The sequence below is a fragment of the Rossellomorea sp. GQ25 genome (assembly GCF_059758515.1).
This window is the reverse complement of record NZ_JCAXEQ010000001.1, coordinates 444,521-471,497: the sequence shown is the minus strand read 5'-3', so window position 1 is coordinate 471,497 and position 26,977 is coordinate 444,521. Positions and strand designations below refer to the sequence as shown.

Sequence of the window (26,977 nt, the reverse complement as noted above, 5' to 3'; positions counted from 1 at the left end):
ACTAAAAGGAGGGACTGTAATGAAGATTTTAGTCACAGGATTTACGGGAAAGGTTGGATTTGAGGTTGCTAACTTTATAAAGAAGACTGATTTGCCCATGCTATGTGCGGTGCGAAACGTTGAAAAAGCCCAAGCTAAGTACGGTGATGCATATGAATACGTAAGACTTGATTTTTCAGATCCTAGTACGTTTGAAGTGGCACTTGAAAATATTGATCGAATTTTTTTAATGTATCCACCTGGGGAAAATCTGCATTTTGATATCTTTCTAGAAAAGGCAAAGGATAAAGGGATAAAACACTTGACCTATTTATCATTAAAAGATGTACAGTTCATGCCATTTATTCACCATTACAAAATAGAGAAGCTAATAAAAAGCTATAACATCCCTTATACTTTCGTACGCGCTGGATATTTTATGCAGAATTTAAATGATTTTCTTTGTAGGGAAATTAAAGAAAGACAGCGTATCTTTGTTCCGGCAGGTAAAGGAAAAACAAGCTTTGTGGACACTAGAGACCTTGCTGAAATCTCAGCTTTATCGTTGATCGAGGAAGTAAAGCATAAAAACCAAATCTATGTCATTACAGGAAGTGAAGCCCTTGACTTTTATGAGGTTGCCAGAATAATGACGGAAGTACTAGGAGTGAAAATTGAATACACAAATCCTACAGTAAAAGAATTCAGGGAATATATGGGTGAAATGGGTGAAGATGATGGTTTTGTAAAGGTTGTCGTTGGTGTTCATATGCCAACAAAGCTCGGACTTGCAAAAGGAATTAAGCATGATTATGAAAAAGTAACAGGCAAAAAACCCACAAATATTAGGAAATATATTGAGGATTTCAAGGAGAACTGGGTCTAGGGACATCTACGGGATAATAGTAAGTACAACAGGAAAGACGGCTTTTAACGGAGAAGGGAATAAGGAAAAGCTGAAGATCAGTTTTCCAACCTCAAGCAATCACTCCTTTAATAAAAAACTTAATGTTTTCACTATTTACTATCTATGTAAAAAGAATAGCTCCTTTTATGCCCAATAGTCATTCTTTCCATAACATCAGTTCCGAGTTCCTGCAATCCAGATGACCGATCGGAGATTGCTCAACATCCCGAACGCGACATTGGCTTGCAGGGGTCGGTTTTACGCCATATGTACAAAAAACACAGGTAATCTACCATATGCCCCCCTAAATAAGTACTAATTATTTTACCATTTAAAGTTAAGAGTAGTACCATCATTTTGAATGTACGTTTCGTACGGTGCATTTATTAATCGTACTATAAACATAAAAAAATAGCTTACCAATTTCTTATGTAAGCTACTACAAATAATGAATACTCGATTTACATAAGGGTGTGAACGCTAAACTAAAGTTAACACTTTTTGCTCATTAAAAATCAACACATTATATCACCTTCACTAGACCTTCGGTATACTACTATTATTGGAGCATCTAGGGAAGGCCAACGAAGTGGAGAAGTGGATTGCATATTCAAAGGTACATGGACTAAGACAAAAAGGGCAACCTAATGACCCGTACCAATCGTAATGCCCTGAATAACTGATCATGATTGCCAGTAGTTCTAATGAATATTTCTTCACGTACGACCATTTATTTTTGCTAACGAAGAAACGAGCGATATATCAATCAAAAATATCCCCAAACAAACCAGGATAAAATCCTATCTTGATCAAACTTTATAACTAACGAATAGATGATTAAACTCACTAATACAATTTCATATGCAAAAGATACAATTGTCTTATTTATACTTTGCCCCACAACAGAGGAAGAAATGAATAACCGTCTACTTTACTATGTTTCACAATACTACTTTTAGTTGAAGAAGAAAAAAAGAGCTACAGCCCACCGCAGCAACTTACAATGATCTTCAACTAAAGCCCCCGATTGTTGAATACTGTTTAATTTCAAACAAATAATGCCATTATTATTAAATCTTGATATCCGTTTTCTAGTTTTACACCTTTTCCTTTCCGTCCTTCTTCAATAAAGCCCATATTCTTATATAATTTAATTGCACCCGTGTTATCTTGCATTACTTCCAGACAAACCTGTAACGGAAAATAAAATTGAGAGAAGAATACAATCTTTAGAGAGTCTCAACTCTAAGCAATCATTAGATAAAGAAAACATAAGAGCTAATGCGATAGAACAATTAATCGATGACTACATATTAATGTATGAAGCTAAAACCCAAGGCTTTTCTGAATCGGATGAAGAAGTTCAAGAGGTTATAGAATTTAATATAGAGATGGCAAATGAAGCACTTTCTTGAAAAACCTCAAATTTATGAAGAACCCATTCCTTATAAGCCTCCTATGGGGGCAATTATCTGGGTCAACCTTTCCAGATGAAATCTAACTGCCTTGTTCCGTTATCTACCTTGTTCTTCAGTTATTGACCCCGTTAGCGAAACAAGCTAATTAATTTTTAATACCTTGTTTTTGTGCATAATCGTTAATTTCTTTTATTAGGTTTTTTCTATATATAGATGTACTATATGGAATATCTCTTTGGCTTTCACCATGAAATGTATATTCAGGAAAGATAATAAAGTTGTCTTGGTCTATTTTTTTTATAATAAACTCGTTACCTTCAAACTCGCCATTTCTTATATGAACGTTTGAGATAAAGTTCATTATTTCATCATATAAATCTTGATACATTATTTCTGATTGTAAAAACCTTTTTTATCATGTTATCCATATAACTCACTCCCTTATTGCACTCTCGCCCTCTTTTTCCCATAGGTCAACATTTACATATTATTCCATTAACCTGCCCAAGAATTGAAGAAGGACAAATTATTGCCCCCGTTAATTCCATAAGAAATTACTTCTCTTAGCTGCGGATCTAGATTTCCCCTAATAATGGAAGTCAATGTCTTCAAAATAATTTATTCTGTTTCAAATTCAATGTCTAAATCTGGTCTTTTAAGTTTAAATTTAATTTTTTTATGTTTTAGGATATAAAGACCCCCTAAGACCCCTCCTATACCTAATGCTTTTTCAGGGTGTTTCCTTATCGCATCCCCAAACGCTTTACCTACTTCAGCAACAGCTACCCCTACTTCTTTCACCTTTTCAACATTAGGAATAACTTTGTTTCTTTCTGACATGTCTATAGCACCCCTTCTTAATAATTTTGATATATCTAATATACCATTTTAAAGAGTTTTATTAGTGAATAATTACAATTATATACAGAAACAGAAGTTATATCCAGTCACATGCAGGCTGTTGACTCTTTAGGTTTCACCCTCTATAATCACTGTATTTCAGTGATTAATAAATGCATCATTCCAGAAGGGGTCATGACCATTACATTATCATTTAATTTGTGACCAATTAGACTTTTGCCGATTGGAGATTCATCGGATATATAGTTTTCAGATAGATATGATTCTGCGGGACTCACAATTTTAAGATGCATTTCATATTTTTCTGTCACTTCTTTAACAGTAACAATGGATCCAACCCCAACTTCCCTTATATTTGTATTTTTAATTATTTTTGCTTGCTTTATAATGTATTCCAAATCATTTATATTCTTTTTAAGTGTAGCCAATTCATCCACTGAAATTTGATACTCAGGATCTTCGTTAAAATCACAAAAATTTCTGCTCTCTTGAACTTTTTTACTAACTTCTTTCCATCTTTTTTCCTTTAAATAAAGTAATTCTTTCTTCAACGCATTATAACCAGCTTCCGTAAGTAACTTCTTGTCCATCAATCATTCACCCTCCTTTACCGAACCTACTTTTCTCGGTTTTGTTGCTTCTGTTACATTTTGCATAAAGAAAGCACCTAATGCGATAATCAGTAACGGTATTGAAATCCGGAAAATCCATTGCCATTAAAGTTTTTAAGATTATCCTGATACTGTTAGTCCTGTAGCTGGTTTGACCTTAATTACAATCTCCTTAATTCCTATGGAACTTCCGCGCTTATGCAGTGGAATAATAACAAGAATGGTGTTAAAAATAGGTGGTGAAAGTAAAAGCTGTTCCTATTTAACTAAAGGATTGCTTTAATTAAAGAACAAAGATTAAACAGGTAAAAAAAGAAAAGAGAACCCGTCACGTTCTCTTTAAAACGAAAAAAACATGCCATTACTGTGTTAAAAAACAAAATGATTACATCGTTTAATGTTTATAACGGATAAGTGAAATCATTGCCAAAACTCCTAGAACAGGACCAATCGCAAGGATTGAGAATGCCCATTTCCACCCTACGATATCTTCAAAGACCGGAATCAAATAAATAGAAAAGACCGTAATAAGAAAACCTATAGCCATTTGAAATGTCAAGGCAGTTCCTACACATTCTGATTTTGCTAAATCTGCAACCATTGCTGAAAATTGTGCCGAATCTGCAACAACTGATATCCCCCAAATGATTGCTACAATAACGGTAATCCATATAGAAAGACCAAAGGTAAGTCCGATACATATAGAAGATACGGCACTAACAATCATGGCAATCATAGAAAGTCGTGCTTTTCCAATTTTATCAGCATATAATCCACCTATTATCGAACCTATAGCCCCCGAAATTCCAATTGTTAAAAATGCGAACAGTGTACTGGCCACTTGTAAAGCTGTCCCCTCTAAGGATGCTTTAAAGCTGGCTGTTAAGAAATATGGAAGCCATGTCCACATAGCATACAATTCCCACATATGACCGAAATAGCCATAGTTAGCTAACATTACAGGTCGATCTTTTAAGATATATTTAAGTGTATTCACCGACACAGTAGCTGCTTCTTTTTTAGACGCCGGAGCATCCGGAAGAACCCACTGCATAATACCAGCTGCGACTAATGCTAATAAAGAGCTGACAAGCATTAATATCTTCCAGCTGACATTCGGAATAAATAAATTAAAAAGATGTGGCAATGAAGAACCTAATGTCAGAGCTGCAATTAGAATTCCAATACCAAATCCTCGTCTATCTTGAAACCAAGTAGAGAGTAGTTTCACGGCAGTAGGATAAACACCTGCCATAGTAATTCCCGTTAGAAAACGTAAACTTAATCCCACTACCATTCCAGAGCTTAAAGTAAATAAAATATTAATGACAGCTCCGAATATACTGGCAATAACAATTATTTTTCTTGGGTTATAACGGTCTGCCAAACCTAGAAAAGCAAAACAAATTGCTCCAACTATGAACCCAATCTGTACGGATGTGGTCATCCATGATCCTTCTGTTGCACTCATTCCCCATTGACGTTCTAATTGGGGAAGAACAGCTGAAGCGCTAAACCATAAGCTGAGGGTAAATAGTTCAGCCAATGCAATCCAAAATAGAGCCTTCCATCTGTTAATACTTGTGTTAACTTCAGACATGATGGTTCTTTCCTCCTCTCGCCTTTCCAATTCTATCTGCAACGTATAAGAACGTAGACATTACGCATGGAATATGTCGCGTAATATCTACGTTCTTTCTAAAGATAGTTATGCAAGGTAAAGTAAGATCGGCACTGTCATGAAACTATTTAATTATTACGATTAAAAGTTGAATTCACTTGAACATTTCTTTGCAGTGAATTTTTTACAGGAGAAAGTTCCATTGCTTTAGAAACTAATTGTTCAAGTTGTTTATCGTCTGCGTCACTATCCACTGTGAATTGAACATCAACTTCGTTAAAACCTGGATTTCCTTCTTTTAAGCCCAAAAATACATTTAAGTCTAATTGTCCTGAAGCATTAACTTCTAGGGAATTCACCTTAATACCCATTAAACTAGCTGTTGCAATAAATCCGATTGATACACAACCACCTAATGCACTTAATAAAAGTTCAACTGGGTTTGGACCCTTATTAGATCCTGATAACCAATCTGGCTCATCAATCAGGACGGGTTTGTGATCACCTACAAGTGCTTCAGCGTAAAATCCACTATTCCATTTTACCGAAGAAGACCATCCTGCCATTCCTTCCTCAGGATTTTTTTTATAATTTTCTACTAAGTTTTCAATAACTTTTGTATCGACTCCATTAATTTTTGTCATTTTTATATCTCCTTCATTTTGTATTTTTTTAAGAATTATCTCTTTCCACTTTCGTTATCTAATAAAAGCTTTTACAAAGGCCTTTTATTATGATTTTTTAGGGGGAATGACACAGCTGCCATCAGTACATACCCCTCCATCAGGAGTATCTGCCGATAGAGTTTCTAATTTCGGTGCCGGTTTGTCTTCTTCCCAAACTTTATCTAGCACTTCAGCAAATGCTTGCGCTGGCTGTGCTCCTGAGACAGCATATTTTTGATTGATAATAAAGTACGGAACGCCCTTAATACCATATCTCTTAGCTTCATATTGATCATCTCTTACGTTTTGTGCGTATAGTTTCTTATCATTTAATACTTTCAATGCTTCGTCTCTATTTAAACCAGAAGCTTCTGCAATATCAGCTAGTGTGTCTAGATCTCCTACATCTTTAGACTCCGTAAAGTGTGCAGATAGTAACTTTTCATTAACAATGGCTTCTTTACCTTGAGTTTTGGCCCATTTTGCTAGGCGGTGAGCATTAAATGTATTCGTTGGTTTCATTTCATCGAAGTTAAAAGTTAAGCCCACATTTTTCGCTTGTTGAGTTAATTGAGTAATAAACTGTCTTGCTTGCTCACTGCCTCCAAATTTGAAAGATAAATTTTCAACATATTTTGTCCCATCATATAGTGATGCATTTGGATCAAGTTCAAAACTTTTGAATTCAATGTCTACTTGATCTTTATAAGGGAATTTAGCTAACGCATTCTCTAAATTTTGTTTTCCAATATAACAGAACGGACATGCAATATCAGACCAGATTTCAATTTTCATACTTTCACTCCTATATAAGACTTATTCATCATATGCAACTAATGCATTAACTCCATGAGAAAGAGCAGATCCGGCTTTCAATGCTGTTGCTACCATAATTGATTCAGCGACTTCTTCCCTCGTTGCTTTTGCTTTTTTGGCTGCTTTAGTGTGGATATCAATACAATAAGGGCATCCTGTTGTATGGGCCACTGCTATAGCAATCAACTCTTTTTCCTTCACACTAAGTAATCCCGCCTTCATCGCTTGTTGGTCAAATGTCACAAACGCTTTAAAGACATCTCCATCTAACTGAGAAAACTCTTTTAGTCGGTTGATATAAGAAGCTCGATATAATTCATCATCAGCTGTTCCATCATAAGCGTTTAAAGCATTGACCCCATGAGCAAGAGCTGATCCGGCTTTCAGGGCTGTTGCTACCATAATTGATTCAGCCATTTCCTCTTTGGAAGCTCTATGTTTTTTAACTTGTTTAACATGAAAATCAATACAATGGGGGCATCCAGTCGTATGAGCAACAGCAACTGCAATTAATTCCTTTAATTTAGCTGTTAGCTTTCCTTCTGATAGCGCTTTTCTGTCAAAAACTACAAATGATTTAAAGATTTCAGGTGAAAGTGTACTAAATTCACCTAAACGGTTAAAATGTGATTTTTTGTATAAACTATCGTTTTGATTCATAATTCTTCCCTCTAATTCCTTTGAATTTTACATTCGACTGTACCTACCATTCGGTACAGTTAAATTAAATGTAATGGTAAATTATTAATTATTACATAATTAGATAAATATTAATCGTTCTTTAGTGTCCTCTATATTTAGGTTTAGCACCAACCTAAATCGCAGCTTTCTACATAACTGTCTACCTTAGAAGGGTTTTCAGCTTTCTTGCAAACCCTACCTCCCTTTATTACATAATTTGAGAATAATATCAGCTCTTCCTTATTCTTTAAAGGGAGCTTTGCCACGACTTCATCTTTATGCAATAAAAGAAGATGATTTTCTTTTAGTTTAACATTTAAAAACTTTGTAACATCTCTTTTATGATTTGCCATGTTCATTATTTTCCTTTCAGTTTTCTTCTTGTACATATTCTTCGTATTCTTTAGCACTCACAAGGTTTTGGATATCATATCATCTACATTATCCATTTGAACTTCTAATATCCACCCTTGATCATAAGGGGTTTCATTTACATATTCAGGACTATCCTCTAATTCTGTGTTTACTTTTAGAATTTGACCATTAAATGGTGCGATGAGTTCGGATGTAGTTTTAATGGACTCCACATCACCAAAGCTATTCTCTATCGTTAATGAATTACCTTCCTCTGGAAGGTCTAAGAAAACAATTTCACCAAGCGTTGTTTGAGCGTAATCTGTAATACGTAAACGTATTCGATTATCTTCAACTTTTACCCAAATATGGTCTTTGGAATAATACAGTTCTGTTGGTGTAGTCATTGTAACCCTCCTCATAACCACAACTCAATATCTGTACCTACCAGTTGGTACAGCTTTATAATAGCATGCTTTTTTTTTATATGCAACCCTTTATTTTCAAGATAGTAAGCGGATATTTCATTTTTATTTACAAAGCACTATGGATGTAGAGCTTCACATTGCTATCACTTAACAAGTTATCTGCCTTATTTAAAATGATGGTACAACAGGAGTAGCATTGTTCAAAATTATTCTTCCTATTTGCTATTTACAAAATTGGTTTCTTTACTTTTAACAGCATTACCCTGCTATACATTTGGAACAAACAAACATTTGTACCCCCATCTTTCTAAATAGTGGCAATAATAAATTAAGTGTCAGAGAAGTGTTGAACTATTTCTGCAAACCATCAATAACATTTCTATTTAAAAACATTTTGCAGATTTTTCATTAAGACAGCCCCTCCCTCCCAATCATATCTATCATTATTTAAACAATTTTTTCAAAGCAACGATTAAGCGGACAAGCTGTTAAGGAACGCTTCGATTTCTTCTTGTGTTTTCCGATCTTTACTGACAAACCGCCCTGCTTCTTCTCCGCTGTGATAAGCGATAAAGCTTGGAATACCAAATACATTCAATTCGATGCACAAATCAATAAAGTCATCCCGGTCTACATAAATAAACTGATATTCCGGATAATTTGCTTCAATGCCCGGCAAAATCGGCTCGATCGTCCGGCAGTCTGGGCACCAGTCCGCTGAAAACATAAAGACAACGCGCTCTTCTTTTTTTAACTTCTCAAATTGATCCATTGATTGTAATTTTTCCATCATGATTCCCTCCAGTTTTTTTCATGCATAATCTTCGTATTCTTTAACACTCATAAGATTTTGGATATCATCTATATTATCCATTGAAATTCCAATATCCATCCTTGATCATAAGGGGATTCTTTTACATATTCAGGACTATCCTCTAATTATGTGTTTACTTTTAGAATTTGACTATTAAATGGTGCGATGAGTTCGGATGTAGTTTTAATGGACTCCACATCACCAAAGCTATTCTCTATCGTTAATGAATTACCTTCCTCTGGAAGGTCTAAGAAAACAATTTCACCAAGCGTTGTTTGAGCGTAATCTGTAATACCTAAACGTATTCGATTATCTTCAACTTTTTACCCAGATATGGTCTTTGGAATAATATAGTTCTGTTGGTGTCGTGGTAACCCTCTTCCTATCCATACCTAAATTTCTGTACCTATCAGTTGGTACAACTTTATAACAGCTTTTATATGCAACCCCTTTTTCTTCAAGATAGTAAGACCGATATTTACCATTTTTACTGATTGATACAAAATCGAAGTAGCACTCATTGGTGATATCACAACCACAAGTTATAACCCTATTTAAAATAGAGTAGCTTAAGATAAAAAATAATAGCTGCTTACAACAGATTATTCTTTATCTTCTTACTGGCTACCTCCAAATTACCTGTTTGTACCTACCTTCTGGTACAGTTTAGAACAAAGTATTCACTTACTATTAAGATAAAATATATTGTTGACGAATCACTTCCACTACATTTAAAAACCATTTCATATCCTGCTGGATCTTCATCAGTAAGATTCCACCCTCAAGCATAGCAATGATAGTCTGAGCATGTTTTTCGGTATCAATGGTGTCATTAAATAAATTTTTTTCTACCATTTCATCTAACACGTTTTGAATTCCATCTATCCAACGTTCAAAAAAATGTTGAATCTTTAATCGAAATTGTTCATCGTGCTCGCTCATCTCAATTGCGAGGTTTCCAAAAGGACATCCAGTTTTTGAATCCATTTCTGAATGATAACTGACAGTCCAGTCCAGCATATTGTTTAATTTTGACACAGGATCGTCACTTGACTTAAGAATATCTAAAATCAGTTTTTGATCCCATTCTTGAATAAAATCTTCTACAACTGCCAGTCCAAGATCATGTTTAGAAGAAAAATAATGATAAAATTGTCCTTTACCAATTTTAGCAGCGCTTAGGATATCACTAACAGATGCAGCTTGATATCCTTTAGAATGAATAACTTCTCTTGCTATAGTTAGAATTTCTTGGTGCTTAGACATATTATAATCACACCCTTATTAGTGAATTTACCTATTTTCTACATATTCGATAGAACAAAACGAAAAATTATTTCCATTAGTTTAAATATTTCTACTCACAGTTATAAAATGTCAGTGAAAATAGTTCTATTGAGTTTATTCTCTTTTTGTATGAATGTAAGTAGAAACAAATGAATTCTACCATAGTCTATTTATAATTGCTACTTTATAATCCTTCTGGCTGACAACATATAGTTCCTAACCCATTGAACGCATTCATTTGTTAACTAATGTTATAATTTGGTTAAAAATTCACTGGCGTGTAACTTCTACTGATCATATACATGTTATAAATTTCCTCTATTCTTTAATTCAAAAAAACGCGCTGCTCTTAAAGATTCATTTCCTTTGGAGATCTGTCTAACAAATTCCTTAATTGAGGGGATTTTCACATGACAAACCCCTCAATCAGGTCTTGATATATAGATAAAGCTAAATTCTATCTAAAGGGTAGCTTAATGCTACCCTTTAGATTCATGTTGTAGAGATTTTCCCTTGAACTTCGATCTTTACGCCAGCTTTTTTTAATAAGTTTCCTACAACACACCCTCTATCAGCTGCCACAAATAATCGTTCTGCTGATTGAACTTGTTTATCTGTTGCATTCTCTGATAAAACTATATGAGGGTGGTGGATAATTTTAAATTCATCATCAAATATCGATGCTTCAGAATCCACACTGATTTCTAATACAGGGAGCCCTCTTGATTCAATCATAGATACAAGTACAGATGTATAACAAGTTGTTACAGAAGCTACAAGAACTTCTTTTGGGAATGCTCCATTTCCACTACCACCTAATACTGTTGGTATAGCAACCTTAGCATCAAGAAATCCTGTTTTAAGCACTCCGTTACCTTTTACTCCATTATGCCAAACAACGTTTGCCTTCGTCTGCATATTAGCCATGTTTAAACACTCCTTCAAATAATTATTTTCACTTTATATTAGCTATAAGATTTCAAGATCTGGTTATGAAAAGCAGTTAGCGTAACAGATTGTACCTACCGTTTGGTACAAACCATACATTAGCATACTTGATTACAATCGTTAACTAAACCGAAACAACATTATTTGCTACAAACCCATACTATACACAACTTTAATAACTCACTTTTTATAGCACAAAGGGTAATTGTCAACTCTCAAGGTTTTCAATAAAGTGTTGTACGCTTTGAGCTGCTATTGATCCATCACCCGTAGCTGTTACAATTTGGCGTAGGGTCTTATCACGGATATCTCCAGCGGCATAAATACCAGGAATCTTTGTAGCCATTGCTTCGTCCGTCACTACATAACCTTCTTCATTGGTTATACCTAGGTTTTTGAATGCACCATTTAACGGAAGTGTACCCACGTAAATAAATACACCATCTGCCGGGAATTGAGATTGTTCACCTGTTTTTGTATCTTTTAACGTTACTGTATTCACTTTTCCTTTTTCTTCATTTATACTTGTAACTTCTTTATTCCAAATGAATTCAATCTTTTCATTGCTAAATGCTCTTTCTTGGAGTATTTTTTGTGCACGCAATTGATCTCGACGATGGATAATAGTGACTTTTGAAGCGAAACGTGTAAGATACACAGCTTCTTCAACAGCTGAGTCTCCTCCACCTACAACAACAAGTTCACGTCCTTTGAAGAATGCTCCATCACATACTGCACAATAAGAAACTCCTAGACCACCAAGCTCATTCTCCCCTGGAACTCCAAGCTTTTTATGGTCTGCCCCAGAAGCGATAATAACAGTTTTGGCATAGAACTCTTTGTTTGTAGTTACTACTTTTTTTAGACGACCTTCACCTACAATTTCTTTTATATCTCCGTATTCATATACAGCACCAAACTTTTTGGCGTGCTCAAACATTTTATTAGAGAGATCTGGACCTAAAATATGATCAAAGCCAGGATAATTTTCTACATCCTGTGTATTTGCCATTTGTCCACCAGGTATTCCACGTTCAATAAGCAATGTGTTCAGATTAGCACGTGAAGTATAAACGGCTGCCGTCATACCAGCAGGACCTGCCCCAACAATTATAACATCATACGTCTCTTGGTTTTTCACATTAATCTCCTCCTCTATTATCATCTGCTTTTCCTCTCATATACGTTTGGTATACGCATTACTTTGCTTTAATACGTAGTACCTCTTCTTTTAATTTTTTTAAGCTGCCTCCAAAAAAAGGTTGTTCAAATTGATTATTAAAGTAGAAACGAGAATTAGGAATTCCCATTACGTTAAAACCTTTAGCAAGCTTTGGATATTTATCAATATCGACTTTTACAATCTGTACGCTATCTCCTAATTCCTCGTCTAATTCCTTTAGAATCTCTCCAAAACGTATACAAGGACCACACCAAGTGGCTGAGAAATTTAATAATACTACTTTATCTGTGTTTAAATACTTCTCTAGCTTATTACTCGCTACATGAATAATAGCCATTTTATTCCTCCTCTACAACATATAAAAAATTTCATAATGTCTACAAAACTCCTCAATAAGTGTTGCTGAGTTTCCATAATCGCTGCTTTAATTACCATTCAGTTCTAATATTTTATCTTTTAATACATGCTTTTGGGTTATACCTACCATTTTATCTACCACCTTGCCATCTTTAAACAGAAGCAATGCCGGAATACTCATTATGCCGAATTGCATAGCTAATTCAGGCTCATTTTGTCCACGTTAACTTTGGCAATTGTTGCTTGCCCTTTCATTTCATCGCTTAATTCTTCTACAATTGGAAGTTGAATTTTACAAGGTCCGCACCAAGGAGCCCAGAAATCAACCAATGTCACGCCAGATTGAATGTGGTTTTGAAATGTTTCATTTGGCAGTGTTATTGCTCCCATAGAAATAACCTCCTCTATTTTTTCACTTAAGTTAATGAGATATAATCAATTTACTATTAAAAACTATTCAATTGATTAATTGAATTATATAATTGAAAACACTTTTCGTCAACCCCCATAAAAGTTGATTTTTACTAGAAGAAAAATATCAATATTGACGTGATATAACTATCCAACCAAAAAACAACAAAGGCTGTTTTATATGCTGTTAGTTGCTATAGAATGAAGAAAAGAACCATTCAGAGTGTAGACAAACCCCTATTTTCAAAAAGCATCTGTAGAAAAAGGGATTTTGTTTCTTTTATAACTGCAAATAAAGTGGTTTTCTTCGAAAAAAACACATATAAAAAACGGCTGTCGACTTTGTCGACAGCCTGGGTAGCTGTAAACTACCCTTTATATCCTACCGCTCTTGCATATAGGAGTATATAGGAGTTTTAATATAACTTTCTAAAATTTATTATTAAAAATATATTGCAGTAAGAAAGGTTGCACATTTTATGAATCACATCGATGAAAGAACATATTATAAAATTGGTCTTTTCGAATAGAACAATAAGGAAAGTATTGTCTACTCACTTTTTCCATTCTTACTGACATTATAATGTAATAGTTTTGTCGCTATAAAAATAACACTTTGGTTAAATAATATATCGGGTCTCGCCATTACTTAAGATGTGAATTCAATTTGCACTTTGGTCATATAAAATTTAAAAATACAAATTGAAAGCATACAGAAGTTCATGACCTATAGTGATAAATAGAAATAGATATTAATGTTTTAGTTCCAAATATTTCTGCCATTCATAAATACTTTCTTCCATTCGGTAAGCTATGAACCCTTCATTTTTTATTTTTTGCGCCGCTATAGCTGAAAAAGCACAAACCTTTCCTCTACAATAAACTACAATTTCTTTATCTCTCGGTAATTCCTGGAGATATGAATCCAACTTTTCCATAGGGACAGAGACCGCGCCTTCTATATGCTCAGCTTCATATTCCTCTTTCGGGCGCAAATCTATGAGAACAATATTTCTTCCCTTTAACTTTTGGTACACTTCATCCATCGTAAGCGTGTATAAACCTTCCATGTGACCTAAGAAATCATCTTTAATTCGACCTATATCTGAAAGTTGATTTTCACCAATGCGCCATAAGGAGTATAAAAAATCAGTAATAGATGGATCAGCTAATGAATAAACAGCATATGTTCCTTTTTTAGTAAACTTAACTAATCTTGAGTCATTGAGAACTTGAAGATGACGAGAAACATTTGCCACATTCATTCCTGTATCCTGCGTCAACTTTTCAACTGTTTTTGGACCATGAGAAAGCAAATTTAATATCTCAAGTCGTTTGTCACTAGATAAACATTTCCCAATTCTTGCTAGTTGTTTGTACAATTCATTCTTATAATCTTTTGCAGAAGAAAGGAGCTCTTCCATACTAATCATCCTTTTTATTATTCAATTAATTACATTGTTGATGATACTATAGTTAAATTAAGAATAACAAGATAATGATTTCATTAGCTCATACTCAATCTGCAAGAGAAACATGTGTGAATTAAAGGGATAATTATAAAGGCAGAGGCTGTTTCTCTTTTGCAGGTTAGCAATTACTTCCAACAATTTAACTAACAATATCATCATTTACAATGCATAGATCCATTGATGTAACTGTTTCTAAATTATTTATGGTTAGATACAAGATTAATTATTAAATGAAGAAAACTAATATCTACTTTTCAATTAGTTCAATAATGCTGTCATATGTTCAGTCGTAACTGACCAATGTGATGCTGTCCAATATTTAGATTTATCCTTCACAAAAATAACTTTTGGAGACCCATGCTTGACGCTCAAATTCTCCGCAATTATTTGAAACCGCGCGTGACTCGATTACTTTAACAATATTGTAGTCTACATTATTATTTGGTAAGCCTTCTAAATAATGCTCGTATTCTTTAATTTCATCAGAGCTCACGGTACAGGTCGTACCATGCTTTAAAATGACCTGTCCACTTCATTTCATTCTCCCCCCTTAAATTAAGTTAAATTAATTGAACATTCAATTGATTTATTGAATTATAGTATTCATTGATCTTATAAGTCAAATAAAATAACCACTTTGTCACTAACTGAAGAATGTATACTTTTAAAGAGAAATTTACCTTCCTAATTAGAAACATTTAAGTTGATTAAGCGACTACATAATATCTAACCTACCTGTACCAACCGATAGGTACAGCTAGGTAATCATACAAATTAATTCGTTCTGCTACTCGGCCATTTACTGATAAGATAAGTTATATTGTTGACGAATTATATCAACTACATTCAGAAACAATTTCATATACTTTGGCTCTTCAATAATAAAATTCACCTTTTAGCATAGCAATTATAGTTTGAGCTGATTTTCAGTATCTTTTTCTAGTAAAGTAACCACGTTATTTCTATTGCTGATTATACATGTCATAAATTTTCTCTATTCGTTTCTCTAATTCATCAAAGTGAACAAACCGAGCCTCTCTTAATACTTCTTTTCCATCTATAAATAAAAGTAGTGCAGGTACAGTAAAAATAGAGAATTTAGCTGCTATTTCCTCTACCTCATAGGCGTTTATATGTCCTAGGTGGATAAGTGGAAACTTGTCGAGTAATTCTCTTAGCCTTGGTAAAACAGCATGACATACACCACAATCTTCTCTTGACACGTATAAAAAACTTAATTCATGGTTTTTCAAGAAATCTTCTATCATATTCATCGAAGTTAATTCTTCTAATTTTTTCATTTTCTTGCTCCTTTATTGATTGTTTAGACATCTACTGCATGATTTACTTTTACTATTTTAATTCTAACGTAATACTTATACCTGTAATGGTATAATAATAATCAATTAGTTACCCCTAATATTCTTAAGGATAGGTGTTTTTTATCTGCTCTTAACTAATAAATCAATGGCTTTTTTACTAAATTCTCTGTTTTTCCATCCTGCTTAACACTTTCTCTAACACATTGTTCAAGCTTAGTGCTAACCATTACACCTATTTCTCGATTTAAAGCACTGTAGGCAGCTGACAATTGAGTTACAATCTCTCTATAATTTTCCCCTTGCTCCATCATGTTTAATACACCTTTCACTTGTCCTGCAATTCTTTTAAACGATTTTTAACATGTCGATTATACTCCATGATCCAACATCCTTTTCTTTTGGTTAAAAGTACATGGATATTTTGTTAATTCAAAACTATTAATCGTAAACCCTTTTTTTATCAAAAAACGTAGTCCTAAGTTCAATTCTAATTTATCTTCAGCTATAACATGTATTTTACCCTGGGGGATTTCCATATAAAAGCGCTTTAAGTATGCAAAAGGAATATTCAATGTATAGACATCGGAATTTGAGATTTCATTGTAATTCCGTATATCTATTACAATGATTGTAGGATCCTTTAATTTATTTTTTTCAACACAATGAATTCCTTTTACTGGACAATTTCGCTTATATGACTTAAATAATACAAGAATTAATAATGAAGTGACCAAATAAATAATTTAAAAAACCTCCCCTGTAATATGGATTGATTCAACTTATTCTCCTCCTTAGAAAAAATGTGTGTAATCTATTTCCTATTTTTGATTATAAAAAAGGAACAAACATTTTTATGATTGCTCCTTTTCTATTTTTATCTTAATCGAGCTGTAACTCCTCCATCAAGTGGCATAATAATGCCTGTAATCCATGATGATGAATCATCCGCAAGGAATAAAATTGCATTTGCTACATCCTCTGGAGTACCATTGCGTCCAATGGGGTGAAACTCATTAAAAGTTGGTAATATTTCTGCCACTTCTTCTTCTGACATAAAAGTATTGTAAATTGGTGTTTCAACAACTGCAGGTGCTACTGCATTTACTCGAATGTGATCACCAGCGAATTCTACGGCTAAATTTCTTGTTAAAGCATGTCTTCCTGCCATTGCAGCTGAATAAGCTGCCGAAGGAGTTGACTCCACTGCTTGTATTGCCCACATTGAACCAGTATTTACAATTGCTCCTCCTCCACGTTTTTTCATTTCTGGAATAACTGCTTGAGAAGGATAGAATGTTCCTTTAACGATTGTATCTAAATAGGATTGCAAATCTTCCTTTGTATGGTCAAGGAATGGTGTTGGATTAAATTTCCCTGTATTATTAACTAATATATCTACACCACCAAACACTTCTACTGCTTTTTTAACCAAATTCTCAGAAGTTTCCTTTTTACTGATGTCACCGACTACATATAAAACTCTTTTGCCAGTTGAATCAAATTCTATAGCAGTTTCCTTTAACACATTTTCTCTACGTCCATTAATAATTACATTTGCTCCTTCTTCAAAAAATCTTTTTGCAGTTGCTTTCCCTATCCCAGTACCTCCACCAGTTACGATTACAGTTTTATTTTCAAATCTCATTATCATCATCTCCATTTTTTATTTAGTTCAGTTGTTCCACCAATCACAAATTGGAAATTCCTTCACCTATAAGCATATTATTTGTGGTTCAAATTAAACAATTCAATTGAATAATTGAATTGTAGCATCGGAACTCCGTCTCGTCAATTAAGATTTCTTCACTTAATAGAATCTATCTAGTGCTGCTACAGTTTTTGATGGACTTTTATTCTTTTTGAGACTTCTTGATCTTGCTGTTTATTCTGCTCAGTAAAAAAATCAAGATACATTAATGGTTTTCAACATAAGTGATTATGGCGAATGTATATACCTTTTAATGACAAGCACTAGTTTATCTTTTTATTGGTCTGATTTCTAAAATATTGTGGTTTTCAATTCTGCCACTTTAGTTGAACAAGGAACAATGTGTTAGGCAGTCTTGTCTAAACTTCGCAGACTGTTTACTCTCAAATGTAGAATCTCCTGCGACTAGGCCTACCTCTAGCATATAAAAAAAGAGCACATACTCCATAACCATCTAATCATCACCTACCCCGGTATATTTTCTGTTTAATTTATGAAAGTAAACAAGCAAGCTTATTGAGGTTTCTACATAGTATCTAAAGGATAGCTACTTCAGCGTTAATCATTATTTATTTCTATTGTGTTACCGCGTTAATACAAGTCATATGTACGTAAAGCAGGTACTAAATTAAAATAAAGTTTGATAAATGTTATGGGATTCATTATTTGAAAGTAACTAAAAAGAACCCATTTTGAAATAAATCAATCAAAATGGGTTCTTTATTATTTTTTAAGCTCCGTTTAGTATAATGTTTCGATTGCCTCACGCGTAAACGGAATTAATTCTTCTGTTCGTCCATCTCTAATCTTGTTTACCCAGTCAGGGTCAGCCAATAATGCGCGACCCACTGCTATCAAATCGAATTCTTCACGTTCTAATCTCTCCATTAAATCGCCCATCTTGTTAGCTTTGCCATTAGCCTGTTCCCCGGTAGCAAAGAAATCCACGAAATCAGCGCCATCAAGACCGACAGATCCAACTGTTATTGTTGGTTTTCCTGTCAGTTTTTTTATCCATCCTGAGAGATTCAGTTCAGATCCTTCAAACGCAGGTTCCCAAAAGCGACGAATAGAGGCATGAAAAATGTCAACGCCAGCATCAACTAATGGCGTTAAGAAATGTTTTAGTTGTTCTGGAGTTTCTACTAATTTTGCTGTATAGAAATCATATTTCCACTGTGAGATTCGCAATACGATTGGAAATTCTGGTCCAACAGCACGTCGGCAAGCTGAGATGACCTCACTAGCAAAGCGCGTGCGCTTGACCATGTCACCACCGTATTCATCGGTACGCGTGTTTGTTTTTTCCCAGAAGAACTGATCGATTAAAAATCCATGTGCTGCCATAATCTCGATACCGTCAAAACCAACTTTTTTAGCATTGGCTGCTGCCTGTGCGAAAGCTTCAACCAATTCCGAAATTTCTTGTTTTGAGTAATCATTACCGTTGCCTCGTGCACCCATGTGCCATATTTGAGAGAAAATTTTCCCACCGGCATCGTGTACTCCATCAACTACTTTTGTCCAACCGTTTAGCGCCTCTTCTCCGTATAAGTGTGGTACGTCCTCCTGCCATGCTGGCACCTCGGATGCAACATCCGGATGGTTGATAAACGTACCCTCTGTCACAATAAGTCCAACACCATTTTCAGCTCTTCGACCATAATACGCAGCGACATCCTCCCCTGGTACTCCATTTGGAGAAGAGTTTCGCGTCATAGGTGCCATCAAAATACGATTAGATAGTTTCAGATTTCCCATTTTAAATGGTTTGAAAAGAGCTTCAACTGATTGATAATTATTCATAAAAACCTCCAAGTTTTATCACTTAATGTGTTTTTTTATAATGTAGACGTACGTGGAATTATATCAAGTAATGAAATCAACCTAACTATTCTCAACAGTACATCTTGAAAAAGAACAAATGAACCCACCATCAGGAGTATCCACCGATAGAGTTTCTAATTTGCATGCTGAATTTTGTACCTACCGTTCGGTACAAAGTATAATAGCATGCTTTTTTTTTTTGGCAACCCTGTATCTATAAAATTAAAAGAGTAATATTACCATTTCCACTCATAAAGCACCATGGATATATGATTCATTGTTACTACCAACCACAAAGTTATCTACCTTATTTAAAATAAGAGTACAACAGAGTAGCTTATGATATTTGACCTCATTATAAAAATGAAAATCCCCCCTAACCTTCATTATTATGCTTGAACTTAAATGTCTTCCTGAAAGACCTCTTCTTCTACAAAAAGGGTTGAACTTGGCTTTCTCCCTTTGCAGTATCCTGGCCAATGACGGGATCCATGCTTTATCACATCTCCTTCTTCATTCATTTGCCGAATGACCCTTCTGTCCTGTAGTATCATAGCTTCGCTTATTATACGGGGTCAGCGTCCCAACAAGCCTCAAACATGTTTCTACAAGCAGGGGATGGACAATATAATGGACGGGATCAAGTCCCAATGGCTCTTGCGTTCTACCCCGGCTACAACCTTTTAGTATGGGTAAATATTCTATTATTGCCCCCTGTAACGGAACAAGACATTAAGATTTTATCTAGAAAGGTTGACCCATATAATTGCCCCCATAGGATGCTTATAAGGAATAGGCTCTTCATAAATGCGAGGTTTTTCAAGAACCCATGCATAAGTCTTTTTATAAGGTAATGCTTGGGAATTCTCAATTTGAACACGATGAAATTCGTTACTTACTTGGTAATCCTTTAAGGTCAACTCTTTACTATCATTTAAATTTACTTCACCATAAACCATTCCTGAACCACTCTTTATCAGAGCGATAGTTCCTCGTATTTTTGTATTGGAACCCCTGATTTATCAAGTTTTCTTGCCTTCCAATATTAGTTCAATCCAAGGGGATTTTACTATTAGTCCTTTCATTCTACATCTCCTTTTGAAAGTTTAGAACTTCAAATCCTTATTCAAAATGCTCTTATTCCACAAACCTGCACAATAATTTAAGATGGACAATAGCTTGGGATCAATTAATTTATCTTCAGCTATTGCCCCTTTAGTTGAAAATAATAACTAAGCATGTTGAAAGCCATACATCGCTAAAAACACTAAAAATAATGAGGCTATTAATAAGTAAATAGTATCCAACTTGCAGACCATAAAATATTGCAAAAGCATCTCGAATAATTAATAGTGCTAATATTCCACCGATTGACGCAAATAAAGCTGCTAGAAGTAGTATTTTAAAGGCAGCAGAATATAGACTTTTCTTTTTCTTATATGAAATAAATCCAAAAATATTTGAAATTACAATAAAAAACCCATAAGCATTATTAAAAACTTCTCATTTAATTCTCCCCTGTGCACCTAATTTTTCAAGTTCTTCGATTAACACAATTACCGAAAATTTTTATTAATCTTGAACTGATATTGGCACATCGTCTATTAATCCGTCTTTAATAACCTCAAGGATGAATTCTCCATTAAAGATAAAGAAGGTTAATACCAAAATAGACAACAAAATAATAAAACCGAAGATTATTGAAGGTATTATCCCTTTTTTTTCCATTGCTAATTCCCCTTATCTTAAGTTTATTAATTAGACGGAAACCAATTACTTGAACTTTCAAATTATTCCATTAACCTTCCCATTAATTGAACAAGGACAATAACCGGTTCAATTAGCTGTTCTTCGGTTATTGCCCCCTTTAACTGAAGAAGGCTTAACTTTCTTCTACATTAATCTCTGATAACTTTTCTCCTGTTAATATTTCAAATAAAACGGCGGAACCTTCCTCATTTAATTGAAAATATTTACTTTCAGCATCTATTATGAGTTCCACTTTATCTTTATTTGGACTTATCCAAAGTTCATATAACACGGCTTTTGCTTCTATTTCAGGATTTTTAAATTGAAATACAAATCTGTAATCAGCAGGACGTGCCATATTTACTTTTGCAGTTTCCCAATCAACATTATCTAATATTTTCTTAACCTCTTGAACTTGTTCGTTGTTAGTAATCTCTTTGTAGTCTTCATATTTATTTTTATCACCAATACGCTTTTGCACTTCAATTTTTTGTTCTTCGTTTTCTATTCCGTTCACACAACCAGTAACTATAAATAAAAACATTGCGAGCAGAACTAAAAATAACTTTTTAATTTTCATTTCCCCCTTCCTTACTCACTTAGACGAGTATTTATTATAATAGTTCCAAAAAACCCCTTGTTCCACTATCCTCCCTCTATAAAGAAAGAGATACTCTTGTTTTCTCGCTTATTCTCAATATTTCTATGAGATTTATTTACGTAAGACATTTGAAGTATGGATAGATGTTGAAAGTAAGGGTAATTTTGGGCATATAAAGAAAAAGAAAGCTAACCTCCCCAGCACTTCAATCCAAAAAGTGGTTAACTAGTAAAAGTATGGTCGCACTGGTGGATCTCCACATTTCTCATGGAGGTCAACCCTCCCAATTCTCACAGAGTCTATGCTCAAAAATTCCTTCGTCCAACCTTTCCATGAGGTGGATGTCAGTCATGCTGCCCTACAGGGTCTATGCCCGTACTTTAATGGTTCTACTGACTAATCCGTGCTTCAAATGTCTATGTCAAAATCTCTAGAAAAAACTGTATAATCTACGATAATAACTTAAGCTGCATTCTGTATTGGTGCTAAATGAGGTATGTCCCTCAACATTCGTTCTTCACTAAACTCACATTGCTTCGTGCCAATCGCAAATAAGATACGAATCAGCTTGTTACATATGGCAATCATGGACTGCATCTTCTTCAAAGGATTACTCTCTCGAGTTGTATAGTAGTGATGTAGAGCCTTAAAAGCTGCATTCTTGGCGACTAACGGCATAGCTACTCTGAAGAGGAGAGCTCTGAGTGCTTTCCTGCCTCGTTTCGTGATTTTCGTTAGTCCTTTATGTTTCTCTGAGGTGTTTTCCTTCAAGCTTAGTCCGGCCAATTTAATGATTTGGCGAGGGTGAGAGTAGTTCCTTAGGTCTCCTACTTCTGCATAGAACCCTGCCACTGTCTCCTTGCCAATTCCAGTAATGGCTAACATTTGTGGAACTCCAGGAATATGTTCGAGAAGCTCTTCAATATCAGAATCTAACTCTTCGAACCTTTCAATTATCAACCCATACTTTTCTAGTAAGGTGCGGAGCTCTAATTTAGCCATTTTTGAGCCTTCACGAATGCCAATAGAGTCTTTGGCAGCTCGTTTAAGTTCATGAATTTTACGGAGTCCAACCGCACGTTTTACTGCCTTTCTGAGGTGAGTCAGAATCTCTTGATCCGAGATATGTTCCAACTCATTTGGTAATACATTCAACTTTAATAATTGTAGTGCTGCTTTCCCCTCCCAATCCTTAAAAACGGTGAGGAATTCAGGGAAATAGCGATCTAACCAGTTGTGAATTTGCCCTTGAAGCACCTGTAGATCAACAGACAAAAGGTCGCGTATTTTTCTGGCCACACGAAGTTCTGCATACACTCCTTGCGGAATATTTGGTTCAGCGTATCTTCCATCTTTGACTAACTGTGCAATAACTTTGGCATCTTTCACATCGTTTTTGGTTGGTGAGTTATCATCCAATTCCTTGGACTTCTTTACATGCATGGGATTCACCACGACAAACTTAATCCCTTTCTCTTTTAGGAAATGAGCGAGATTTAGCCAGTAATGTCCTGTAGGTTCCATGCCAATAATCACCTTGTCCATTTCATTTTCGTCCATTAGCTGCTTGATCCAACCTATTAAAAGCTCGAAGTGAGCTTGTGTATTTTCAACGTGACAAGGTGTGCCAAACTCCAATCCTCTGAAGTCTTGAGCACGTGCGACATGCTTGAATTTCGCAATGTCTACTCCTATAATTAGGGTTTGAGAAGTAATTTGAGCAATTTTTTGATTTTGGTTATAATTCATCTTGTAGGCCTCCTGGTATATATGATTTTGTCCGTTTTGCTGGCCAGCTCAGGACACTCATATCATACCAAGAGGTTATTTTTTTGTTCAAACCCCATTTATCTTCATAACAGGAATGCTGCCCTTTACTGGAACCAAAGGGCGGCTGCTTGTTCAGCAAACGCCCCCTTTAGTTTAAGTGAAATAATTCACATACTCTTCTAATATCCACCCTCTACATATACAGGAGTGCTTCCCTTTAAATGAATAAGTATTATATAAAACTACCTGTCTTAATTATTAATCCAGCATTACCTTAAGTGTCTTATAGAATTTGAGTTTTCTTGATCATATACATAATCAGAAACAAAACCCAATAATTTCTTCATTTGTTTTAAGTGGAATCCTCTTTCACAAAGCTTACTTTATTTTTGAATAAATACAAGTGTCAGTTAGCTTGCTACCATCTGAGGATAAATCATCATTTTAAGGTTCCTTCTAATTCAAATCCTAGTTTTACTGGAATCGAACGACTTTTATAGTTTGTTGATTCACATCTTATTTCAATCCTTCTAAATTTGAGTTGCTGAAAGCCAAGGTTAGTTAACTCACTTACTGCTTCTGTCATATATCCATTGCCACTAAATTGCGAGTTAATCCAGTATCCAATTTCACCTTTAGAAATCTTCCAATTAATTCTGTGAAGGCTAGCAGTTCCAATAAAATCATTAGTACCTTTATGAAAGATAAGATAGCGAAAGCTTTCTCTTTTCAAAAAATCTATATAGGCGTTTCTCAGGAGAATTTCTGTTTCTTCAACAGTAGGAATTTCCTGGAATAAAACCAACCATTGTTTTAACTCATTAATTGAATCCTTAATAGCTTGGTTTACTACATTCCCTTCACCAGCTTGTTGTGGTGCTCGGAGAATTAATCTGTCTGTTTCTATTTGTAACGGAACATCTATTAAAATAGGATTCATATAATTCCCCTCTCTAAAACTTTAAATTAAGAACTAATGAAACTCATATATTAAAGGATTCATTGAAATTGCTATTAATGTAATTCAACAAAAAAGCACATTAATCCTCCGGACCAAAGTACTCTAAATTTGTTATTAAATTTAACTGCCCAATAATTGAAGATGGGCAATAGCCGGAGATCAATTAGCTGATCTTCAGTTATTGCCCCCGTTTGTGTAATATCAATAAATGTGAAAGAGTTGCAGAAATCGCTACTTCTTTATGGACATATTTGTTGCTTCAAGAGCATGAATATAAGTTGTGTCAAACAGAGGAACATCGGAGTCCTTCTGTTTTATCAATAATCCAATTTCTGTACAGCCTAATACAATACCTTTAGCTCCTGTTTCGATTAAACCTTGGATAACTTTTTTATAATAATCTCTAGATTTTTGTTGAACCTTACCTAAACATAACTCTTCATAAATAACCTTATTTACAATCTCTCTTTCATTATCATTTGGTATCATAACCTTTTTACCATTAGACTCTAAACGTAATTTGTAAAAGTCTTGCTCCATTGTATACCTTGTGCCGAGTATCCCTACTGAACTAATTCCTTGCTCTTTAATTTGATGAGCTGTTGCATCTGCAATATGCAAAATAGATATATTTATTTTTTCCTGTATATCACCAATAACCCTGTGCATGGTATTGGTGCATATGACGATAAAGTCTGCGCCAGCTTTTTCAAGGGAATGTGCAACGTCACCCAATGTTTAACCAGCCTTTTTCCAGTCACCCGCTGACTGATAACGCTCAATTTCTTCAAAGTCAACGCTGTATAAAAGGCATTTTGCAGAATGTACCCCCCCTAATCTTCTTTTCACTTCTTCGTTAATAATCCGATAATACTCAACAGATGATTCCCAACTCATTCCACCAATAAGACCAATAACCTTCATGTTAAAACCCCCGCCATAGCCTCTATTTTTTATTCTAATTCAAATCAACGTCCTATAGAACAAAAATACATCTTCTAAAACATTCAATAAACTGACTGATAATCCCTACGCAGTATTCAATAATATGGTTAAAATGCAAAAATGAACGCTTACCCTTGTTACTTAATAAAATACGGTCTCAATACTAGAATCACTTTGATAACAACCGAACCTGGTAATATTAAAAGACTGTGTCCTCAAATTTTCTAAGTTCTTTATAATAATCCATTTTTGCACCTCATTTTTTAATCTAGTGTTTAAAAAGAGGATTTTTCTACTAAATAAAGGTTCAACAAAAAAGTGCATCTGATTCTCTCACCATAATTAAAAGTTATATAGTTCAACTAGGAATACGTCCAGTCATTCTAGAATATATGTAGGTAAAAAGTATAAATGGAGGGATTAATTTGGCTTTTGTTGCGATTTATACGGTTGGTAGGTTAAAACATCCAAATGAACATCCTGCCTCTCGTGAGTTTTTTGAAGTGGGAGATGAAGTAATTCGACAGGCTGCTAAAACTGGGCATCTAATAAAAGAATTTTCACCTAATAGAGTACTTTTCCCTGAGAAAGCGATCAAAGGAGAGGGTTCCCCTATTCTCACACTAACAGTATGGAAAAGCCTTCAATCTTTATATCGTTTTACCTATTCAGGTCAACATATGCAAGCTTTAAGGGACAGGAACAAGTGGTTTGGATCTCTTCAAGAGAGACAACCTAATTATGTGGTGTGGTGGACTGAGAAGGTAACGGATGTTTCTTGGAAGGAGGCTTTCAAGAGATACGACTTTTATATTCACCATGGACCAGATCCTTTTGCATTTGACTTAAAGCACGTATTTGATGAATTTGGGGAGAGGATCTTACTTAAATAGCTCGGGTCATTTCTCCTGCTCTGTATAAGAAGCAGAGTATCTCCTTATTGAACAAACCTGCCATTTCGTTTAAGTGGATTTCTTCACGATCTCACATGAATATCCAGTTTTGTTTAAGAGTCTTATTCCATTAAATGGCCCGATTGTTGAAGAGCGATCTTTGATATCCATGCTTTGATTCTCCAATAAAAAGCCCTGTCTCATAATCATCACCAAGCAACATCTCAAAAATAGCTACTAATACTAGGAAGACTATTCTGTTCCTATCCATTTTTATAAAATATTTACAGAACCTTAGTATCAAAGAATCAATATCTTAATAATACTTTATTAAGATATTATTAGTGGGGATAGCATGAGTGGCTATCATGGTATTTGGCGTAGGTGG

25 protein-coding genes and 7 pseudogenes are annotated in these 26,977 nt (G+C 34.6%); 3 read left to right on the top strand and 29 right to left on the bottom strand.

All coding sequences use genetic code 11. From position 1 onward, the window contains the following. Nucleotides 1–19 precede the first annotated feature (19 nt). A complete protein-coding gene (locus AC6CIB_RS02600; protein WP_498277823.1) occupies nt 20–865 on the top strand; it encodes an SDR family oxidoreductase in 846 nt (281 codons plus the stop codon). A 1,068-nt stretch (nt 866–1,933) separates the two neighbouring features. On the opposite strand, the pseudogene AC6CIB_RS02595 reads toward AC6CIB_RS02600, so the two are convergent. Then, nucleotides 1,934–2,080 (bottom strand): annotated as a pseudogene (locus tag AC6CIB_RS02595) (GNAT family N-acetyltransferase); the annotation flags it as partial. Between AC6CIB_RS02595 and AC6CIB_RS02590 the strand changes: the two are divergent. Further along, nucleotides 2,041–2,301 (top strand): SurA N-terminal domain-containing protein, encoded by a 261-nt coding sequence (locus AC6CIB_RS02590; protein WP_498277821.1) that lies wholly within the window; start codon nt 2,041–2,043, stop codon nt 2,299–2,301. The pseudogene AC6CIB_RS02595 and the gene AC6CIB_RS02590 overlap by 40 nt on opposite strands. A gap of 621 nt (nt 2,302–2,922) precedes the next feature. Here the strand turns inward: AC6CIB_RS02590 and AC6CIB_RS02585 are convergent. The 28 genes and pseudogenes from AC6CIB_RS02585 to AC6CIB_RS02450 form a co-directional block, all read right to left on the bottom strand. Continuing rightward, on the bottom strand, nt 2,923–3,144 hold the full coding sequence (locus AC6CIB_RS02585) for a hypothetical protein (protein WP_498277819.1): 222 nt from the start codon (nt 3,142–3,144) through the stop codon (nt 2,923–2,925). Between the two features lie 149 nt (nt 3,145–3,293). After that, nucleotides 3,294–3,755, bottom strand: a complete 462-nt coding sequence (locus tag AC6CIB_RS02580; protein ID WP_498277817.1) for a GreA/GreB family elongation factor — start codon at nt 3,753–3,755, stop codon at nt 3,294–3,296. Nucleotides 3,756–3,788: 33 nt separating this feature from the next. Next, nucleotides 3,789–4,025: pseudogene (locus AC6CIB_RS02575) on the bottom strand (MFS transporter); the annotation flags it as partial. Between the two features lie 145 nt (nt 4,026–4,170). Next, a complete protein-coding gene (locus AC6CIB_RS02570) occupies nt 4,171–5,376 on the bottom strand; it encodes an MFS transporter (RefSeq protein ID WP_498277815.1) in 1,206 nt (401 codons plus the stop codon). Nucleotides 5,377–5,525: 149 nt separating this feature from the next. After that, on the bottom strand, nt 5,526–6,041 hold the full coding sequence (locus AC6CIB_RS02565; RefSeq protein WP_498277813.1) for an OsmC family protein: 516 nt from the start codon (nt 6,039–6,041) through the stop codon (nt 5,526–5,528). Nucleotides 6,042–6,128: 87 nt separating this feature from the next. Continuing rightward, a complete protein-coding gene (locus tag AC6CIB_RS02560; protein WP_498277811.1) occupies nt 6,129–6,857 on the bottom strand; it encodes a DsbA family oxidoreductase in 729 nt (242 codons plus the stop codon). A 21-nt stretch (nt 6,858–6,878) separates the two neighbouring features. Next, nucleotides 6,879–7,538: a carboxymuconolactone decarboxylase family protein gene (locus AC6CIB_RS02555; RefSeq protein ID WP_498277810.1), complete on the bottom strand. Its 660-nt coding sequence runs from the start codon at nt 7,536–7,538 to the stop codon at nt 6,879–6,881. 143 nt (nt 7,539–7,681) lie between these two features. Next, nucleotides 7,682–7,912 carry a DUF2553 family protein gene (locus tag AC6CIB_RS02550; RefSeq protein WP_498277809.1) on the bottom strand — a complete coding sequence of 77 codons (231 nt, stop codon included), beginning with the start codon at nt 7,910–7,912 and terminating at the stop codon, nt 7,682–7,684. Nucleotides 7,913–7,969: 57 nt separating this feature from the next. Next, nucleotides 7,970–8,320, bottom strand: coding sequence for a glycine cleavage system protein GcvH (gcvH, locus tag AC6CIB_RS02545; protein WP_498277807.1), 351 nt, complete (start codon nt 8,318–8,320; stop codon nt 7,970–7,972). A gap of 493 nt (nt 8,321–8,813) precedes the next feature. Further along, complete coding sequence (locus AC6CIB_RS02540; RefSeq protein WP_498277805.1) at nt 8,814–9,131, bottom strand: thioredoxin family protein; 318 nt, start codon at nt 9,129–9,131, stop codon at nt 8,814–8,816. Nucleotides 9,132–9,280: 149 nt separating this feature from the next. Then, on the bottom strand, nt 9,281–9,415 hold the full coding sequence (locus AC6CIB_RS02535; protein ID WP_498278622.1) for a hypothetical protein: 135 nt from the start codon (nt 9,413–9,415) through the stop codon (nt 9,281–9,283). Between the two features lie 430 nt (nt 9,416–9,845). After that, nucleotides 9,846–10,421, bottom strand: a complete 576-nt coding sequence (locus AC6CIB_RS02530) for a TetR/AcrR family transcriptional regulator (protein WP_498277803.1) — start codon at nt 10,419–10,421, stop codon at nt 9,846–9,848. A 513-nt stretch (nt 10,422–10,934) separates the two neighbouring features. Continuing rightward, the gene (locus tag AC6CIB_RS02525; RefSeq protein WP_498277801.1) at nt 10,935–11,369 is read right to left on the bottom strand and encodes an OsmC family protein; all 435 of its coding nucleotides are present in this window, start codon (nt 11,367–11,369) and stop codon (nt 10,935–10,937) included. A gap of 229 nt (nt 11,370–11,598) precedes the next feature. Further along, entirely contained in the window at nt 11,599–12,531 is a 933-nt protein-coding gene (gene trxB / locus AC6CIB_RS02520) for a thioredoxin-disulfide reductase (protein WP_498277800.1), read from the bottom strand. Nucleotides 12,532–12,589: 58 nt separating this feature from the next. After that, nucleotides 12,590–12,910: a thioredoxin family protein gene (locus AC6CIB_RS02515; RefSeq protein WP_498277799.1), complete on the bottom strand. Its 321-nt coding sequence runs from the start codon at nt 12,908–12,910 to the stop codon at nt 12,590–12,592. Nucleotides 12,911–12,997: 87 nt separating this feature from the next. Beyond that, a pseudogene (gene trxA / locus AC6CIB_RS02510) lies at nt 12,998–13,320 on the bottom strand (thioredoxin). Between the two features lie 773 nt (nt 13,321–14,093). Then, nucleotides 14,094–14,765, bottom strand: a complete 672-nt coding sequence (locus AC6CIB_RS02505) for an ArsR/SmtB family transcription factor (protein ID WP_498277797.1) — start codon at nt 14,763–14,765, stop codon at nt 14,094–14,096. 306 nt (nt 14,766–15,071) lie between these two features. After that, nucleotides 15,072–15,333: pseudogene (gene ytxJ / locus AC6CIB_RS02500) on the bottom strand (bacillithiol system redox-active protein YtxJ). Between the two features lie 442 nt (nt 15,334–15,775). Further along, nucleotides 15,776–16,114: a thioredoxin family protein gene (locus AC6CIB_RS02495; protein WP_498277796.1), complete on the bottom strand. Its 339-nt coding sequence runs from the start codon at nt 16,112–16,114 to the stop codon at nt 15,776–15,778. A 141-nt stretch (nt 16,115–16,255) separates the two neighbouring features. Beyond that, nucleotides 16,256–16,514: pseudogene (locus tag AC6CIB_RS02490) on the bottom strand (metal-sensing transcriptional repressor). 495 nt (nt 16,515–17,009) lie between these two features. Further along, the gene (locus tag AC6CIB_RS02485) at nt 17,010–17,780 is read right to left on the bottom strand and encodes an SDR family NAD(P)-dependent oxidoreductase (RefSeq protein WP_498277795.1); all 771 of its coding nucleotides are present in this window, start codon (nt 17,778–17,780) and stop codon (nt 17,010–17,012) included. Nucleotides 17,781–18,584: 804 nt separating this feature from the next. Beyond that, nucleotides 18,585–19,649, bottom strand: a complete 1,065-nt coding sequence (locus AC6CIB_RS02480; protein ID WP_498277794.1) for an NADH:flavin oxidoreductase — start codon at nt 19,647–19,649, stop codon at nt 18,585–18,587. A 761-nt stretch (nt 19,650–20,410) separates the two neighbouring features. Continuing rightward, nucleotides 20,411–20,629: a hypothetical protein gene (locus AC6CIB_RS02475; protein WP_498277793.1), complete on the bottom strand. Its 219-nt coding sequence runs from the start codon at nt 20,627–20,629 to the stop codon at nt 20,411–20,413. Between the two features lie 613 nt (nt 20,630–21,242). Then, nucleotides 21,243–21,398, bottom strand: coding sequence for a hypothetical protein (locus AC6CIB_RS02470; protein WP_498277792.1), 156 nt, complete (start codon nt 21,396–21,398; stop codon nt 21,243–21,245). Between the two features lie 154 nt (nt 21,399–21,552). Continuing rightward, nucleotides 21,553–21,999: a YhfM domain-containing protein gene (locus AC6CIB_RS02465; RefSeq protein ID WP_498277790.1), complete on the bottom strand. Its 447-nt coding sequence runs from the start codon at nt 21,997–21,999 to the stop codon at nt 21,553–21,555. Between the two features lie 483 nt (nt 22,000–22,482). Then, nucleotides 22,483–23,769 carry an IS110 family RNA-guided transposase gene (locus tag AC6CIB_RS02460; protein ID WP_498277789.1) on the bottom strand — a complete coding sequence of 429 codons (1,287 nt, stop codon included), beginning with the start codon at nt 23,767–23,769 and terminating at the stop codon, nt 22,483–22,485. Between the two features lie 399 nt (nt 23,770–24,168). Beyond that, a pseudogene (locus AC6CIB_RS02455) lies at nt 24,169–24,730 on the bottom strand (GNAT family N-acetyltransferase). A 252-nt stretch (nt 24,731–24,982) separates the two neighbouring features. Then, a pseudogene (locus AC6CIB_RS02450) lies at nt 24,983–25,675 on the bottom strand (aspartate/glutamate racemase family protein). A gap of 446 nt (nt 25,676–26,121) precedes the next feature. On the opposite strand from AC6CIB_RS02450, the gene AC6CIB_RS02445 reads away from it, so the two are divergent. Beyond that, a complete protein-coding gene (locus tag AC6CIB_RS02445; RefSeq protein WP_498277788.1) occupies nt 26,122–26,589 on the top strand; it encodes a DUF3291 domain-containing protein in 468 nt (155 codons plus the stop codon). Nucleotides 26,590–26,977: the final 388 nt, after the last annotated feature.